The sequence below is a fragment of the Pelagimonas sp. genome (assembly GCF_058892305.1).
In genome coordinates, this window is record NZ_JBZXVN010000037.1 from 36,511 (window position 1) to 52,071 (window position 15,561).

At 56.3% G+C, this 15,561-nt stretch carries 14 protein-coding genes; 8 read left to right on the top strand and 6 right to left on the bottom strand.

The window, feature by feature from the left end; all coding sequences use genetic code 11:
• Nucleotides 1–8: 8 nt before the first annotated feature.
• From iolC to iolD, 3 genes are read right to left on the bottom strand one after another with little or no spacing between them, the layout of a single operon-like run.
• Entirely contained in the window at nt 9–986 is a 978-nt protein-coding gene (gene iolC / locus AC5EFR_RS15795) for a 5-dehydro-2-deoxygluconokinase (protein ID WP_493576749.1), read from the bottom strand.
• Complete coding sequence (locus tag AC5EFR_RS15800) at nt 983–1,822, bottom strand: phytanoyl-CoA dioxygenase family protein (RefSeq protein WP_493576750.1); 840 nt, start codon at nt 1,820–1,822, stop codon at nt 983–985. Before AC5EFR_RS15800 ends, iolC begins: the two co-directional genes overlap by 4 nt.
• A complete protein-coding gene (iolD, locus tag AC5EFR_RS15805) occupies nt 1,822–3,693 on the bottom strand; it encodes a 3D-(3,5/4)-trihydroxycyclohexane-1,2-dione acylhydrolase (decyclizing) (protein WP_493576751.1) in 1,872 nt (623 codons plus the stop codon). Before iolD ends, AC5EFR_RS15800 begins: the two co-directional genes overlap by 1 nt.
• 131 nt (nt 3,694–3,824) lie before the next feature.
• On the opposite strand from iolD, the gene AC5EFR_RS15810 reads away from it, so the two are divergent.
• From AC5EFR_RS15810 to AC5EFR_RS15820, 3 genes are read left to right on the top strand one after another with little or no spacing between them, the layout of a single operon-like run.
• Nucleotides 3,825–4,928, top strand: coding sequence for a Gfo/Idh/MocA family protein (locus AC5EFR_RS15810; RefSeq protein WP_493576752.1), 1,104 nt, complete (start codon nt 3,825–3,827; stop codon nt 4,926–4,928).
• 18 nt (nt 4,929–4,946) lie between these two features.
• Nucleotides 4,947–5,837: a TIM barrel protein gene (locus AC5EFR_RS15815; protein ID WP_493576753.1), complete on the top strand. Its 891-nt coding sequence runs from the start codon at nt 4,947–4,949 to the stop codon at nt 5,835–5,837.
• 19 nt (nt 5,838–5,856) lie between these two features.
• Nucleotides 5,857–6,990, top strand: a complete 1,134-nt coding sequence (locus AC5EFR_RS15820; protein WP_493576754.1) for a Gfo/Idh/MocA family protein — start codon at nt 5,857–5,859, stop codon at nt 6,988–6,990.
• Nucleotides 6,991–7,007: 17 nt separating this feature from the next.
• On the opposite strand, the gene AC5EFR_RS15825 is transcribed toward AC5EFR_RS15820, so the two are convergent.
• Nucleotides 7,008–8,006, bottom strand: a complete 999-nt coding sequence (locus AC5EFR_RS15825) for a LacI family DNA-binding transcriptional regulator (RefSeq protein ID WP_493576755.1) — start codon at nt 8,004–8,006, stop codon at nt 7,008–7,010.
• Between the two features lie 185 nt (nt 8,007–8,191).
• Between AC5EFR_RS15825 and AC5EFR_RS15830 the strand changes: the two genes are divergently transcribed.
• The 5 genes from AC5EFR_RS15830 to AC5EFR_RS15850 all read left to right on the top strand — a co-directional run bounded on the left by AC5EFR_RS15830 (nt 8,192) and on the right by AC5EFR_RS15850 (nt 13,964).
• Nucleotides 8,192–9,142 (top strand): sugar ABC transporter substrate-binding protein, encoded by a 951-nt coding sequence (locus AC5EFR_RS15830; RefSeq protein WP_493576756.1) that lies wholly within the window; start codon nt 8,192–8,194, stop codon nt 9,140–9,142.
• A gap of 85 nt (nt 9,143–9,227) precedes the next feature.
• Nucleotides 9,228–10,352 (top strand): ABC transporter permease, encoded by a 1,125-nt coding sequence (locus AC5EFR_RS15835; RefSeq protein ID WP_493576757.1) that lies wholly within the window; start codon nt 9,228–9,230, stop codon nt 10,350–10,352.
• A 1-nt stretch (nt 10,353) separates the two neighbouring features.
• The gene (locus AC5EFR_RS15840; RefSeq protein ID WP_493576758.1) at nt 10,354–11,142 is read left to right on the top strand and encodes an ATP-binding cassette domain-containing protein; all 789 of its coding nucleotides are present in this window, start codon (nt 10,354–10,356) and stop codon (nt 11,140–11,142) included.
• A 167-nt stretch (nt 11,143–11,309) separates the two neighbouring features.
• Nucleotides 11,310–12,446, top strand: a complete 1,137-nt coding sequence (locus AC5EFR_RS15845; protein ID WP_493576759.1) for a fumarylacetoacetate hydrolase family protein — start codon at nt 11,310–11,312, stop codon at nt 12,444–12,446.
• Nucleotides 12,447–12,461: 15 nt separating this feature from the next.
• The gene (locus tag AC5EFR_RS15850) at nt 12,462–13,964 is read left to right on the top strand and encodes an aldehyde dehydrogenase (NADP(+)) (protein WP_493576760.1); all 1,503 of its coding nucleotides are present in this window, start codon (nt 12,462–12,464) and stop codon (nt 13,962–13,964) included.
• A 41-nt stretch (nt 13,965–14,005) separates the two neighbouring features.
• Here AC5EFR_RS15850 and AC5EFR_RS15855 read toward each other — a convergent pair whose 3' ends face one another.
• Nucleotides 14,006–14,746 (bottom strand): ABC transporter ATP-binding protein, encoded by a 741-nt coding sequence (locus AC5EFR_RS15855; protein ID WP_493576761.1) that lies wholly within the window; start codon nt 14,744–14,746, stop codon nt 14,006–14,008.
• Nucleotides 14,743–15,561: ABC transporter ATP-binding protein (locus AC5EFR_RS15860; protein ID WP_493576762.1), on the bottom strand; the 819-nt coding region annotated here is incomplete at its 5' end. The genes AC5EFR_RS15860 and AC5EFR_RS15855, both read right to left, overlap by 4 nt.

A 15,561-nucleotide genomic window follows, 5' to 3' on the forward strand; every position in this document is an offset into this window, starting at 1 on the left:
CGTTTCCTTTAAGATCCTGTTGGACCGGACTGCGTGGCAAGAAACGCGTCCAGCTGAGATGTTGTTGGCATGGAAGGGGCGCAGCCCGGCTTGCTGACCACAATCGAGGCGCAGGCAGACCCACGTAGGACCGCTTCTTTTATTGGGCGGCCTTCGGCGATACCGGCCAAAAGACCGGCCATGAAACTGTCACCGGCCCCGTTGGGTTTTACCGCAACGGCCGGGTAGATTCCGGTGCGAATTTCTTCACCGTTCCAAAGTGTTATCGCCCCTTCTTGACCCATTTTGTAAATGATGAATTTGCCCTTGGCGGCCAGTTCACGGGCCTTGTCCAACCCTTTGTCGATCCCACCGGCCATAAATCCGAACTCTTCGTCATTGCCGACAATCAGATCGCTTTCTTCGCCAGCGCGCGACAGGACGTCCGCCGCCACTTCGGCCGAGGGCCAGCTATAGGGGCGATAGTCGATGTCAAAAATCACCGGAATGCCGGCGGCGCGCGCGTTTTCAAACGCCTTGAAAGTTGAGCTGCGCGAGGGCTCGGCGGCAAAAACCGTTCCGGCGGTTATCAGCGCGCCGAAACTGCTATACTCAACCCGATCCACGTCTTCGTTGGTGACCTGAAAATCCACGGCGTTGTTGCGGTAAATACATAGCTGAAAGTCATCCATCGTGCTTTCATAAACGGCGAGGGAAATGCGATATTCGCCATCCAGAACCCGGATATATTGCGTATCAACACCGTATCCGTTGAGCTTGTTGGTGCAAAACCGCCCCACCGTATCGTTGGATACAGAGGTGACAAGCGCCGATTTCATGCCAAGTTTGCACAGGCCCGCGCAAATATTGGCCGAGGAACCGCCCAAGTCGGCTTTGAAGGTTTCGGCGTGTTCGGCCTTGGTGCCCGGTGGGTCGGCGAACATGTCCATGCCCGCGCGTCCAAAGACGGCGAAGTTGCCTTGGCGAATGCCGTCGATCAGGTTCATGTGCGGCCCTCTGTATTGCCCGCTTTTGCGGCATCCAGAACCTCTGGATAGGGGTAATTCAGGCCGAGCAATTGGCGCATGTCCGGGCTGGCTTGATCAAGAAAGGATTGGGGGAGCGCCGCTGGCATGTCTTCCATGGGTTTGACCCATTTCGGCAGATATTGGATCAACACCGCACTACGATCATGATCGGCTTTGTTGGGCATGGCGCAATGCCAAGTCACCCCATAAAACAACGCGACATCGCCCGGCTCACCGAGCATTTGCTCACAGCGATCAAAAAACTTGTCCTCGGCGGTGGGATAACGCAGCTCTTTTTGGCTTCCGGGAAGGTATCCGGTGGCGCCGCTTTCTTTTGTGAAAGGGTCAAGGAGAACGGAGACCTGCGCATTCATCGGAAAGGACCCGTTAAAACCAACCGGGTGTGTTTCGGGTTTGTGAAAATCCCAATAGGGATAGTCGACATGGGGTTCTTGGCCGGGGCCACCGGGCAAAATGCGGTTGGCCGCAATCGACCCCATGATGAATTCAGTGCCAAGAAAGGCCCGCAGGATATCCATCAAAACCGGATGCGCCGCCATACGCGAAAACACGTCGCCCTTGGCCAATAAATTCCAAACCCGGCGTTGCAGATTGAGCTGACCGGTTTCTTCGGCGGAGCCCTGAAAATGTGTGACCTTGGGGGTTTCTGCCTCGGAATGCTCCATGATGATGGCGCGGGCGTCGGCGATCTCCTCTGGCGAAAACAGGCCGGAAATCGCCACGGCCCCACCGCCATGCAACAGCTCATGAACAATGTCATCGGGGGTGGCGGTTTGGGCGGTAAAGCGGCGCATTAGACACCCCTCCGTTGATTGGCGCGACCCTGTTCCCACTCCATATGGGCCTCGCGGACACGGTCGCTTTCGGTGATATGAGGGGTGCCGCATTCCCACCATGTGTGGCCTTCGGTGGTCCAGCCTTCATAGGCATCGACATCCATGACGATGACATAGGTTTTGTCGCTGGCTTTGGCGCGTTTGAACGCCTCGGCAAGGTCGGCGGGGGTTTCGGCACGCTCGGAAACGGCCCCCATTGACGCCGCATGCGCCACGAAATCCACGGCAAACGGGTTGGTTACGGTCGGGCAATCGGCAATCAGGTTGTTAAAGCTTTCATTCCCGGAATTGTTTTGCAGCTTGTTGATGACGGCAAAGCCGCCATTGTCGAGCAGCATCACAATCAGTTTCTTTTGGCTAAGAACCGAAGAGTACAGATCGGAATTCAGCATCATATAGGACCCGTCACCGCAAAAGGTGATGGTGTCGCGGTCTGGTTCCTGTTCGGCTTGGGCAATGCGGGCGCCCCAGGCCCCGGCGATTTCATAACCCATACAGCTAAAGCCGAATTCGACATCAACGGTCCCGGTGTCCAATGTGCGCCAATTGGCGGTGACTTCGGCGGGCAAACCACCAGCTGCGGCAACCACACGATCACGCTTGTCACAAAGGGCGTTCACCACGCCGATGGCCTGAGCATAGGAATTGGGCCGATTGCCGGGCGTGACGTTTTCCGCGACATAGGCGTCCCACGACTTGCGTTCGTCTTGGGCCAGTTGGGTCCAGTCTTGCGGGGTTTGATATCCAGAAACAGCCGCGGCCAAGGCGTTAAGCGCCAACTTGGCATCCCCAACAACCGGCAAGGACATGTGCTTGCCCGCATCATGGCGCGCCGCATTGATCGAGATAAACCGGGCATCTTGGGCAAATGCCGTCCAAGATCCGGTTGTAAAATCCTGTAACCGGGTGCCAACTGCGACAATCACATCGGCTTTTTCGGCAATAGAATTGGCGGAGTTCGAGCCGGTGACACCAATAGGCCCGATGTTTAAGGCGTGCTCGTTGACCAAATTGGCCCGACCGGCGATGGTTTCGACAACCGGTATCTGATGCGCTTCGGCGAATGCGGTGAGTTCGGCCACGGCGCGCGAGTACTGAACACCGCCCCCGGCGATGATCATTGGGCGCTTGGCGGATTTGAGCAACGCGGCGGCGTCAGCGATTTCATCGGCATCTGGGGTGACGCGGCGAATGCGGTGTAGCTTTTTCTCAAAGAACACTGCCGGGTAATCATAGGTCCAGCCTTGCACATCCTGAGGCAAGCCAATGAATGCCGGGCCACAATCGCCGGGATCTAGCAGGGTTGCGATCGCGGCGGGCAGGGATTGGATGACTTGTGCCGGATGGGTGATGCGATCCCAATAGCGCACAACGGGTTTGAATGCGTCATTGACCCCAAAGGTCGGGTCATTGAAATTCTCCATCTGCTGCAAGACGGGATCGGGCAGGCGGGTCGCATAGGTATCCCCGCACAAAAGCAACATAGGAAGGCGGTTGGCATGGGCCAAGGCGGCGCTGGTTACAAGGTTGGACGTGCCCGGTCCGGCGCTGGCGGTGCAGAACATAAAACGTTGGCGCAACCACTGTTTGGCATAGCCCGCTGCGGCGAATCCCATGCTTTGTTCGTTTTGACCACGATAGAGCGGTAGCGCGTCTTGGACGTTGTATAGGGCCTCGCCCAAGCAGGTCACATTGCCGTGGCCAAATATGCCAAATCCGCCACCGCACAGGCGCATTTCCGTGCCATCAATCTCAATGAACTGATTGGAAAGCCAGCGAATAATCGCCTGCGCCGTCGTTAGGCGAATGGTGTCTGTTGTCGATGTCATGTCAGCGCGACCCCTTTGGGAAATTTCGGCGCAATGCCGAATGCAGCTTGCGAGATTTCGAATCTCACGATACTGATTTTGCAACCGGTTGCAAGAAATTGCAAAGCGAATTTCAAAATGGCGAGGTCAAGATGACGGAAATCGGCGTCGGAATCATAGGTGGCGGCTATATGGGCAAGGCCCATTCGGTTGCCATGTCTGCGGTGGGGGCGGTGTTCAACACCGGATTGCGCCCCCGGCTTGAGATGATCTGTGCGTCAAGTGAGGCGAGCGCAGAGCGATACCGCGCCGCCTATGGCTTTGCCCGTGGGACTGGCGATTGGCAAATTCTGGTCTCTGATCCGAAGGTCGAGGCGGTTGTGATTGCCTCGCCACAGGAAACCCATAGGGCCATCGCCGAGGCGGCCTTTGCGCTTGGCAAGCCGGTGTTTTGCGAAAAACCTCTGGGGGCATCGAACGAAGACAGCGCCGCGATGATGCAGGCCGCAGAGGCGCATAAATGCATCAATATGATCGGATTTAACTACATCCGCACCCCGGCAAGCCAATTTGCCCGCCAGCTGATTTCGGACGGGGCCATTGGGGACATCACCATGTTCCGCGGCGAACATACCGAGGATTTTCTAGCCGATCCCAAGGCCCCGGCCACCTGGAGAACCAGCGGTGATGCCAATGGGACCATGGGCGATTTGGCACCGCATATGATCAACGGAGCCTTGGCGCTGATGGGGCCGATGACACGGGTGATGGCCGAGATCGAAACGGTTCATGCAACGCGCCCCGGTGGCACCGTTACCAATGACGATCACGCGCAAATGATGGTGCGGTTTGAAAATGGGGCCATGGGGCAGATGTTCTTTAGCCGTGTCGCAACCGGTCGCAAAATGGGCTATGCTTATGAGGTTACAGGCACCAAGGGCGCGATCCGCTTTGATCAAGAAGACCAAAACGCGCTTTGGCTTTATCGGCGCGAAGGCCCCGAGGCCACGCAGGGGTTCACCAAAATCCTAACCGGTCCTGCGCATCCGGATTATGAGCCCTTTTGCCTTGGGCCGGGTCATGGCACCGGCTACCAAGATCAAATCATCATCGAGGCGCGCGATTTTTTGCGTGCCATTGAGACCAAAACCAACATCTGGCCAACCTTCCGGGATGGTCATGAGGTCAATCAAATCATCGCCGCAGCGCGTGCGTCTCATACGCATGGCACATGGCAAGACATCGCAACGTTTTGAGCATCGGAGACGCCCAAGATGACAATCAAAATAGGTAATGCACCCTGTTCCTGGGGCGTGGAGTTCGCACAGGACCCGCGCAATCCCGCCTGGAAATCGGTGCTGAAAGACTGTGCAGAGGCAGGGTACAAAGGCATCGAACTGGGCCCGGTTGGCTATATGCCAGAAGACCCGGCCGAGCTGGGTGAGGCCCTTGCTGAACATGATCTCGAGCTGATCGGTGGCGTGGTTTTCCGGGCCTATCATGACCCGGATGCATGGGATGACGTTCTTGACGCCACCCATCGCACTGCCAAGGCGCTCAAAGCGCATGGGGCTCAACATTTGGTGTTGATCGATTCCATTTCGCCGCGCCGGGCCCCGACTGCGGGTCGCGTCAGTGAGGCAGAGCAAATGGATGCCGGGGAATGGGCCGCCTATCGAGGGCGCATCGCGGAATCCGCCCGTATTGGGGCCGAAGAATATGGGCTCACCGTTGGCATTCATGCCCATGCGGCGGGCTTCTTGGATTTCGAACCCGAGCTAGAGCGGTTGTTGGATGAAGTGGACGAAAACATCCTCAAGATTTGTTTTGACACCGGCCACCATTCCTATGCTGGCTTTGATCCGGTGGCGTTTATGAAGAAACACATCAATCGCATTTCCTATATGCATTTCAAAGATATCGACCCCAAAGTGAAGGCGGATGTCATTGCCAATCGGACCGGGTTTTATGACGCTTGCGGTCAGGGCATCTTTTGCAAATTGGGGCAGGGGGATGTTGATTTTCCTGCGGTGCGTCAGGTGCTTTTGGAGGCCGGTTTTGAAGGCTGGTGTACAGTTGAACAGGATTGTGACCCCAATCTTGACGTGACACCAATGGAAGACAGCCGTTTTAACCGTGAATATCTACAAAGCATCGGCTTTTAAGGTTTAGGGAGACATCACCATGACCAAATTGAAATGGGGTATGATCGGTGGCGGCGAAGGCAGCCAGATCGGCCCAGCCCATCGTCTCGGTGCTTTGGCCGATGGCCGCTTTGAAATGACGGCGGGGGCGCTTGATCATCGTCCTGATGTCGGGCGCGAATACGCGCAACGCCTTGGGGTGGCTGCGGACCGGGCCTATGGCGATTGGCAAGAGATGTTGGCAGGGGAAAAGGGCCGCGATGACCGGATTGATCTTGTCACGGTGGCAACGCCAAATTCCACGCATTTCGAAATCACCAAATCCTTTCTTGAGGCCGGGTTCAACGTGCTCTGTGAAAAGCCGATGACCATGACGGTGGACGAAGGCGAAGAGATCGTCAAAGTCGCAGAGAAGTCGGGGAAAATCTGTGCCGTTAACTACTGTTATAGCGCCTACCCGATGGTGCGGCAGGCCCGCGCAATGGTGCGCAATGGTGAGCTTGGCAAGGTGCGGTTGGTCGTGACCAACTTTAGCCACGGCCACCACGGCGACGCGACCGATGCCGACAATCCGCGGGTGCGTTGGCGCTATGATCCGGCGATGGCTGGGGTGTCCGGACAGTTCGCCGATTGCGGGATTCATGCGCTTCATATGGCTGGATTCATTGCCGATGATGAGGTGGAAACCCTCTCTGCGGATTTCGCCTCGACGATTTCGAGCCGAGAGTTGGAAGACGACGCGATGGTCAATTTCCGCATGGCCAAAGGCACGGTTGGTCGGCTTTGGACGTCATCCGTGGCGATCGGGCGCCAACATGGGTTTGATATTCAGGTGTTTGGTGAAACGGGCGGGCTTCGCTGGGCATCGGAACAGCCGAACCAGTTGATTTATACTCCGGTTGGCGGCCGCACGCAGATCATTGAAAAGGGCGAAGGCGGGCTTCACGAAGATGCGCAGCGCCTAAGCCGCGTGTCCATCGCGCATCCCGAGGGGTTTCCTCTCGCTGTGGCGAACATCTATTGCGATCTGGCCGATGCGATTTCCGGCGAAACCCGTGACGGATTGCCAAATGCCGCGGATGGTGTGCGGTCAATGGCGGCCGTACACACGGCGGTTGCCTCGGCTGAGGCAGAGGGCAAATGGATGGACGCGCGGCCGTCGATCTTTCGCTAAGAAATAGGGTCCAGACCCTAAGGAGCGGGGCGCAATGTGCCCCGTTCGACCACCGAACACGGGAATATTCGCACCTCTGGATAGCGATCCGGTTCGTCCAGCATCGCAACCATCAGTTCGATGGTCGAGGTGATGATTTGGCGGATTGGCTGATGGATTGTTGTTAGGTCGATGCTTTCCCAACGCGCCATTTCCATGTCATTCAACCCGATAACGCCGACATCTTCGGGGACATTCATGCCGCTGTCTTTTAACGCTGATAGGACGCCAATTGAGAGCACGTCATCGCCACAGAAATAAGCCTCTGCTGGTTCGGCTTTCAAGAGGCGCAGCATCTCTCGCCGCCCGGCATCAAAACTGTAGGCCGTGGCAAAGGAGTAGGTGGTTTTCACACCGGTGTACGCGGCCATTTCCGACATGAAACCGGTGTAGCGATCTTGGGTTGATGTCGCGCTTTCCGGTCCGCCTAAGAACGCAACGTTTTTGTAACCGCGAGCGACCAGTGTTCTAGCGGCCATGCGCCCGCATTCAACGTTGTCGATCCCGACAACATGAACCTGTGGTGCCGCCGAGTAGCGCCCAAAGCTGTGAACAACAGGGACACCGGCATCGCGAAACGCCTTGGCAAACCCCGGTGATAGGGTCGAGGACGCGACCACCACGCCATCAACCGAATACTGGCGCAGCATGCGCACCGATGTCTCGGGGTCGGTTTCGTCCGTTAGGTTGACCAGCAGGGGGCGCAAGCCACGGTCTTGCAGGCCACGTGTGAACAGGTCGAAAACCTGAAGGAAAATCGGGTTGTGAAAGTTGTTGGAGACAAGGCCAATCAACTTGGTGCGCCCCGTCGTCAAAGACGAGGCCAAAGCATTGGGGCTGTAGCCCAACTCCTGTGCTGCTTTCTCTACTTTCCGGCGCATTTTTTCGGAAACGGATGCGCCATCGGTAAAGGTCCGTGACACGGCAGAGCGGGAAACCCCCGCTTTTTCTGCAACCTCTTTCAATGTCACGGCCATAAGGAGCGTCTTTCTATTGCTTATTTTTGCTTGTTTACCTTGCTTTCCCTCCAATCGCACTCAAAAATCTGCCGCCCGGTTTTGCAACCGGTTGCAAAATGGGTCGACCTATGGTTTAACTTGAGTCGGAGAGGCGGAGAGAAACGGCTCTTGCACCTGAACAAGGTGATTTCTGGGAGGAAAATATGACGTCTTTATTCAAGAAACTGATGCTGGCAACCGCGATGGTATCGGCCCCATTATTGGCGGCGACCACGGCCACGGCGGAGGGTGAAAAATACATCCTAGTCAGCCATGCGCCAGATAGCGACAGCTGGTGGAACACAATCAAAAACGGCATCGCTTTGGCCGGCGAACATGTGAATGTTGAGGTAGAGTATCGCAACCCGCCGACCGGTGATTTGGCCGATATGGCCCGGATCATCGACCAAGCGGCGGCCTCTGGTCCCAACGGTATCATCACAACCTTGGCAGATTACGATATCCTCAAGGGACCGATCATGGCGGCCGTCGATAGTGGCGTCGATGTGATCATCATGAACACAGGATCCCCCGATCAAGCGCGCGAAGTTGGCGCTTTGATGTATGTTGGCCAGCCTGAATATGATGCGGGTTATGCGGCAGGTCTGCGCGCCAAAGGCGACGGCATCGGTAGCTTCTTGTGCGTTAACCACTACATCGTTCAGCCGTCTAGCCAGGAGCGTTGCCAAGGGTTTGCTGATGGTTTGGGCATCGAGCTTGGCAGCCAAATGATTGACGCGGGCCAAGACCCTGCCGAAATCAAAAATCGCGTTATGGCGTATCTCTCCGCCAATCCAGAAACAGATGCCGTTTTGACGCTTGGCCCAACCTCTGCCGATCCAACTCTCTTGGCTCTGGAAGAAAACGGTATGGCCGGTGACATCTATTTCGGCACTTTCGACTTGGGTGGTGAAATTGTCAAAGGCATCAAATCCGGTGTGATCCAGTGGGGCATCGACCAACAGCCAATGCTTCAGGCCTATATGCCGGTTGTTGTGATGGCAAACTACCATCGCTACGGTGTTTTGCCCGGCAATAACATCAACTCGGGCCCCGGTTTCGTAACCGCAGATGGCCTTGAAAAAATCGAAGAATTCGCTGGCGAATACCGGTAATTCCTTTCCTTCGGGCGTCCCATGTTGGACGCCCGTTTTCTAACTGTATTCACGTCACATTCTGAATTTAAAAAGGGGCGCGCTCATGGGCGAGACGGCTCAATCTACATCTGTAACTGATGAACGGATCAAGGAGATTTCTCCTCTGCGCAAGGCGCTGATCCGCCCGGAACTGGGCGGTATGGTCGGCACGGTTGCGGTCTTTACCTTCTTTTTGCTGTTTGCGCACGACAGCGGAATGTTCAACGCCCAAGGCACGATGAACTGGTCGATTGTGTCCGCCCAATTCATGATAATCGCCGTCGGTGCCTGCCTTTTGATGATCGCGGGTGAATTTGACCTGTCGGTCGGCTCGATGATCGGTTTTGCCGGAATGATGATCGCTATTTTCAGTGTGACTTTGGCGTGGCCCGTTTGGATCGCAATCCTTGTGACCTTTGTCTTGTGCACGGCCATCGGAGCCTTGAACGGTTGGATCGTGGTGCGAACTGGGTTGCCTAGCTTTATTGTGACGCTTGCCTTTTTGTTCATCTTGCGCGGTTTCACGATTTTCCTTCCCCAAACCATCGAACGCAAAACCATCATTGGCGGCATCAAAGACGTGGCCGAAGGCGATTGGCTTGCGCCTGTCTTTGGTGGCAAGATTTTTGGCGGGCTGTTCGAATGGCTCGGCGAGGCCGGGCTCATTGCGGTGTTTGAACGCGGCAGCCGCAAAGGTCAGCCGATTGTCGACGGGCTGCCAATGCTCATCGTGTGGGCCATTGTGTTGGTGATCTTTGGCCATATCCTATTGACCAAAACCAAGTTCGGGAATTGGATTTTTGCGTCGGGTGGCGATGCCGAAGCGGCGCGCAACTCTGGTGTTCCGGTCAATAAGGTCAAAATCCTGATGTTCATGTTCACCGCCTTTTGCGCCACGGTTTTTGCGGTCTGTCAGGTGATGGAGTTTGGATCTGCTGGTGCGGATCGCGGGTTGCTCAAGGAGTTTGAAGCAATCATTGCGGTGGTCATCGGGGGCGCGCTTTTAACCGGTGGCTATGGGTCCGTTTTAGGGGCCGCGCTTGGGGCATTGATCTTTGGTGTTGTGCAACAAGGTCTCTTCTTCGCTGGCGTCGAAAGCTCGCTCTTCCGCGTCTTCTTGGGTGTGATCCTGCTCGGAGCGGTCATTTTGAACACCTATATTCGTCGCATTATCACAGGGGAGCGTTGATATGAACCCGGAAAAAGCCCCGATCATCCAGATGAAAAACATCGAAAAGCATTTCGGAAGCGTGATTGCCTTGGCCGGGGTATCGGTCGATGTGTTCCCTGGGGAATGCCACTGTTTGCTTGGTGACAACGGCGCGGGCAAGTCGACTTTTATCAAAACCATGTCAGGGGTCCACAAACCCACGGCTGGTGAGATTGAGTTCGAAGGACAGCCCATGTACTTTAACGATCCGCGAGATGCCATTTCTGCGGGTATCGCGACGGTGCACCAACATTTGGCGATGATCCCGCTGATGTCGGTTAGCCGCAACTTTTTCATGGGCAACGAGCCGGAGAAAAAAGTTGGGCCGCTCAGCTTTTTTGACCATGATTATGCCAACAAGGTCACCATGGAAGAGATGCGTAAAATGGGCATCAACTTGCGTGGACCGGATCAGGCGGTCGGGACCCTCTCGGGTGGTGAACGTCAGACGGTTGCAATCGCCCGCGCGGTGCATTTCGGGGCCAAGGTCTTGATCTTGGATGAACCCACCTCGGCGCTTGGGGTGCGCCAAACCGCCAATGTTCTTGCCACGATTGATAAGGTGCGCAAACAAGGCATCGCCGTGGTGTTTATCACACATAACGTCCGTCACGCTATGGCGGTCGGTGATAGATTTACGGTTCTCAATCGCGGCAAAACGCTTGGCACCGCGCAGCGTGGTCAGATCACGCCTGAAGAGCTTCAGGATTTGATGGCCGGTGGTCAAGAGCTTGTCGCTCTCGAAGGCTCATTGGGCGGCACCGTGTAATTAACATTCTGCTGCGCCGCCTTTGGCATGGATCTGGGCGGCGCAGCTCGTGACGTTTATTTTGGTATACCATTTCCCTGTTTTGCTATATCCATTCTCTGAATGGAGAGAGAAAGCATAAACCGGATACATGTGCAGAGCACTAAAACCGGGCTTTGGGGGGACGTATGTCAATAATTCCAGCTTCAGGCTGCCTTGTTGGGCGTGTCTGGAATCCGGAGGCCAATGGGCCGTGTGTTGTCACAGTGCGCAAAGGCCATGTCTGGGACATTTCAAGCAAGGACGCGCCGTTGGTGCGCGATATTTGCGAAATGGCCGATCCAGTTGGCTATGTGACCAACGCGCCCGGTACCAACCTTGGCTCTGTTGAGACGATTTTCCAAAATGACGTTTCAGCATCCAATGTCCACCTGATAGCACCCTGTGATTTACAAGCGATCAAAGCGTGCGGTGTTACCTTCGCCGGGTCGATGGTCGAGCGGGTTATCGAGGAACAAGCCGCCGGTGACCCGGACAAAGCACAAGACATTCGGGCCCGAATTGGTGAACGTATAGGCATGAGCCTGTCCAACATTGAGCCGGGGTCCAAAGACGCCGAGGGTGTCAAATCTGCCCTCATCGAAGAAGGGCTTTGGAGCCAGTACCTAGAGGTTGGAATTGGCCCCGATGCCGAAGTGTTTTCCAAGGCGCAAACCCTGTCGGCCATGGGGCCGGGGGCGCAGGTTGGGTTGCACCCGATGTCGTCTTGGAACAACCCAGAACCAGAGGTGGTTTTAGCAGTTTCAAGCACCGGCCGCATTGTCGGCGCGACGCTTGGCAATGATGTGAACTTGCGGGATGTCGAAGGACGGTCGGCCTTGTTGCTATCTAAAGCCAAGGACAACAACGCTTCGGCGGCCATCGGTCCGATGATCCGGCTTTTCGATGATGATTTCACATTGGATGACGTGCGCCGGGCTGAGTTGACTTTGAAAGTGACCGGGGCGGATGGGTTTGTTTTGAACGGGGAGTCCTCAATGGCTGAAATCAGCCGGGATCCCACGGATTTGGTGCGTCAAACCATTGGCCGGCACCATCAATATCCAGATGGCTTCATGCTTTATCTGGGAACGCTATTTGCGCCAACGCAAGACCGTGACACGCCGGGGGGCGGCTTTACACATAAAATCGGCGACCAAGTTGATATCTCATCACCCGATCTTGGTTGTTTGAAAAATACTGTTGAGCTGTCAACCACTTGCCCGGAATGGCGCTTTGGCGTTAGTCATTTAATGCGAAATCTCGCGGCTCGTGGGCTGCTGTAAGTTGGGGAAAAAACCATGCTCAAGGGCACACATCTGATTGCTGGCGAATGGATCAGCGGCGAAGGCACATTTGCCAACGCCCCTGTGATCGGAACCGCAGATACGTTTAGCGCCGGGACGGTTGATCTTGTGGATCGTGCGTGCCAGGCAGCCGAGGATGCGTTCTGGAGCTATGGCTATTCCAGCCGCAGTGAACGCGCCACTTTCCTGCGAAGCATTGCCGATGAAATCGAGGCGCTCGGTGCTGAGCTCACCGAGATTGGCACCAAGGAAACCGGCCTGCCAGAGGCGCGCTTGAACGGTGAGCGCGGGCGGACAACCGGCCAGCTGCGGCTCTTTGCGGATCACATCGAAGCGGGGGAATACCTAGACCGTCGTCATGATGTGGCCCTGCCAGATCGCGCGCCGCTGCCGCGCCCGGATATTCAAATGGTCCAGCGCCCGATTGGTCCGGTTGCGGTGTTCGGGGCCTCGAACTTTCCTTTGGCCTTTTCAACTGCGGGTGGCGATACAGCGGCGGCTTTGGCGGCGGGTTGTCCCGTGGTTGTCAAAGGACATCCGGCCCATCCCGGCACAGCCGAGATTGTCGCCCAAGCTATTGACAAGGCAGTACAGAAATGTGGGTTACACGCCGGTGTCTTTAGCCTTGTTCAAGACGGTGGGTTGCCCGTAGGGCAAGCGTTGGTTCAGCATCCGTTGATAAAAGCCGTCGGCTTTACCGGCAGTTTGCGCGGCGGTCGCGCGCTGTTTGATCTATGCGCCCAACGCTCCGAACCCATCCCGTTTTTCGGAGAACTGGGGTCAGTCAATCCGATGTTCTTGCTGGATCAGGCCATGGCCTCGCGTGGGGATGATATTGCCAATGGTTGGGCCGTGTCACTCACCATGGGGGCAGGGCAGTTCTGTACCAATCCGGGTATTTCCGTGGTCAAAGCAGGTGAGGCCGCCGATCAGTTTGTTGCAACAGCCGCCAAGGCGCTTGAGCAGACCGGCGAGCAACCTATGCTCACGGCAGGAATAGCCCAGGCCTATGACGCTGGGCAGGCCAAATTCGCTGGGGCAGGGGAAGTAGAGGCGGTGCTGACATCGCCGACCAAACCACGGGCGGCCGGTCCGAACTTGTTCAAAACAACTGCGCAGGCGTTTCTTGCAAACGAAGTCTTGTCGCATGAGGTCTTTGGGCCGCTGGGCCTTGTGGTTGTTGCCCAAGATGATGCCGAGGTTTTGGCCGTCGCAAAATCGCTCGAAGGGCAGCTGACCTGCACCTTGCAGATGGACGATGATGATACCCCAGCGGCCAAGACCTTGTTGCCGGTGTTGGAGCGCAAGGCCGGTCGGGTATTGGTCAACGGCTTCCCAACCGGGGTCGAGGTGAGCGAGGCTATGGTGCATGGCGGGCCATACCCCGCCTCAACCAATTTCGGCGCGACGTCGGTTGGCACATTGGCAATCCGGCGGTTCCTACGCCCCGTTAGCTATCAAAACCTCCCCGAGGGGTTGGTGTCACTAGATCGTTAAAGTGGGGGAGGCCCGTCCGGTTTTGGGACGGGCCTCGTTTCCTAGATTGATGCCTCAAGCAGGCTTTGGGAATAGGGGTGTTGCGCTTGATTGGCGCGCAGGGTGTCTGTTGTCATGACCTCGACAATTTCACCGCCGCGCATCACCGCCAACCGATCACACATATGCCCGACAACCGACAGATCATGGGACACCATGAGATAGGTCAGCCCGTGTTCGGCCCGCAGATCGGTCAGCAGGTTGAGAATTTCCGCCTGTACCGACACATCAAGCGCCGAGGTCGGTTCATCCAACAACAAGAGCGTCGGTTCCGGGGCGAGGGCGCGGGCGATCGCAACGCGTTGGCGCTGCCCACCGGACAATTGATGCGGATAGCGAAAGCGAAATTTCTGACCCAACCCAACATCGTCCAACAAAGTGACAACGCGGTTGTCGATGTCTTTAAACCCGTGCAAATGCAGGGTTTCGCCAAGGACCTGATCCACGGAATGGCGCGGATGGAGCGAGGCATAGGGGTCTTGAAAGACCATCTGGACCGTTTTGAAAAAGCTTTTCGGGCGCTTTTGATCAATGCGGTCGCCATTGACGGTGATATCGCCGGACCACGTTGGGGCAAGCCCGGTGATGGCGCGTAGGATGGTGGATTTGCCCGACCCGCTTTCGCCGACCAAGCCAAAGCTTTCGCCCTTGGCGACCGAGAAACCGGCATCCTTGACCGCATCGACGCGATCACGTGCGGTTCCAAACCAGACGTTGAGGTTTTTGATGTTGAGCATGGTCATGTGCGGCCACTCACGCTTGGGGCGGTTGCCCAGTCCGGATCACGTTGCAAGACCTCGAGCCGGTCGCGCGGTGCGTCGAGCCGCGGTAGGGAGTTGAGCAATCCACGGGTATAGGGGTGTTTTGCCTCGTGCAACTTATCGGCCTCGCAAACCTCAACAATACGACCGGCATACATGATCAAAACCCGGTCACAGAAGTCGGCGACAAGGTTAAGGTCATGGCTAATGAAGATCAGGCCCATGCCACGTTCGCGAACCAGTTTATCCATGATATCAAGGACCTGCCGTTGAACCGACACATCAAGGGCCGAGGTCGGTTCATCCGCAATCAGGATTTCAGGGTTGGGGATCAGCATCATGGCGATCATGATCCGCTGGCCCATGCCCCCGGACATTTCATGCGGATAGGCCCGCATCACCCGTTCCGGATCACGGATCGAGACGGCATTGAGCATTTCGATTGATTTGGCATAGGCGTCGGATTTGGAGGCGTTGTTATGAAGGCGATAGGCTTCGATGATCTGATCCCCAATGGTTGTCACTGGGTTTAGCGAAAACTTGGGGTCTTGCATCACCATCGAGATTTTTTGCCCGCGGACGGCCCGCATGTCCTTTTCCGATTTGGCGAGCAAATCCTCGCCATGCAGATTGACGTAATCGGCCTCAACAATGCCGGGGGAGCGGATCAGCCGAAGAATGGCGCGGCCGGTCATGGATTTACCCGACCCGCTTTCCCCGACAATGCCAAGACGTTCGCGCCCAAGGCTAAAGGACACACCACGGACCGCGTCAAACACACCCTGACGGGACGGGAA

Excerpts from the sequence above, each read along its gene's own strand:
- iolC (WP_493576749.1), bottom strand. The coding sequence starts at position 986 with ATGAACCTGATCGACGGCATTCGCCAAGGCAACTTCGCCGTCTTTGGA.
- AC5EFR_RS15800 (WP_493576750.1), bottom strand. The coding sequence starts at position 1,822 with ATGCGCCGCTTTACCGCCCAAACCGCCACCCCCGATGACATTGTTCAT.
- iolD (WP_493576751.1), bottom strand. The coding sequence starts at position 3,693 with ATGACATCGACAACAGACACCATTCGCCTAACGACGGCGCAGGCGATT.
- AC5EFR_RS15810 (WP_493576752.1), top strand. The coding sequence starts at position 3,825 with ATGACGGAAATCGGCGTCGGAATCATAGGTGGCGGCTATATGGGCAAG.
- AC5EFR_RS15815 (WP_493576753.1), top strand. The coding sequence starts at position 4,947 with ATGACAATCAAAATAGGTAATGCACCCTGTTCCTGGGGCGTGGAGTTC.
- AC5EFR_RS15820 (WP_493576754.1), top strand. The coding sequence starts at position 5,857 with ATGACCAAATTGAAATGGGGTATGATCGGTGGCGGCGAAGGCAGCCAG.
- AC5EFR_RS15825 (WP_493576755.1), bottom strand. The coding sequence starts at position 8,006 with ATGGCCGTGACATTGAAAGAGGTTGCAGAAAAAGCGGGGGTTTCCCGC.
- AC5EFR_RS15830 (WP_493576756.1), top strand. The coding sequence starts at position 8,192 with ATGACGTCTTTATTCAAGAAACTGATGCTGGCAACCGCGATGGTATCG.
- AC5EFR_RS15835 (WP_493576757.1), top strand. The coding sequence starts at position 9,228 with ATGGGCGAGACGGCTCAATCTACATCTGTAACTGATGAACGGATCAAG.
- AC5EFR_RS15840 (WP_493576758.1), top strand. The coding sequence starts at position 10,354 with ATGAACCCGGAAAAAGCCCCGATCATCCAGATGAAAAACATCGAAAAG.
- AC5EFR_RS15845 (WP_493576759.1), top strand. The coding sequence starts at position 11,310 with ATGTCAATAATTCCAGCTTCAGGCTGCCTTGTTGGGCGTGTCTGGAAT.
- AC5EFR_RS15850 (WP_493576760.1), top strand. The coding sequence starts at position 12,462 with ATGCTCAAGGGCACACATCTGATTGCTGGCGAATGGATCAGCGGCGAA.
- AC5EFR_RS15855 (WP_493576761.1), bottom strand. The coding sequence starts at position 14,746 with ATGACCATGCTCAACATCAAAAACCTCAACGTCTGGTTTGGAACCGCA.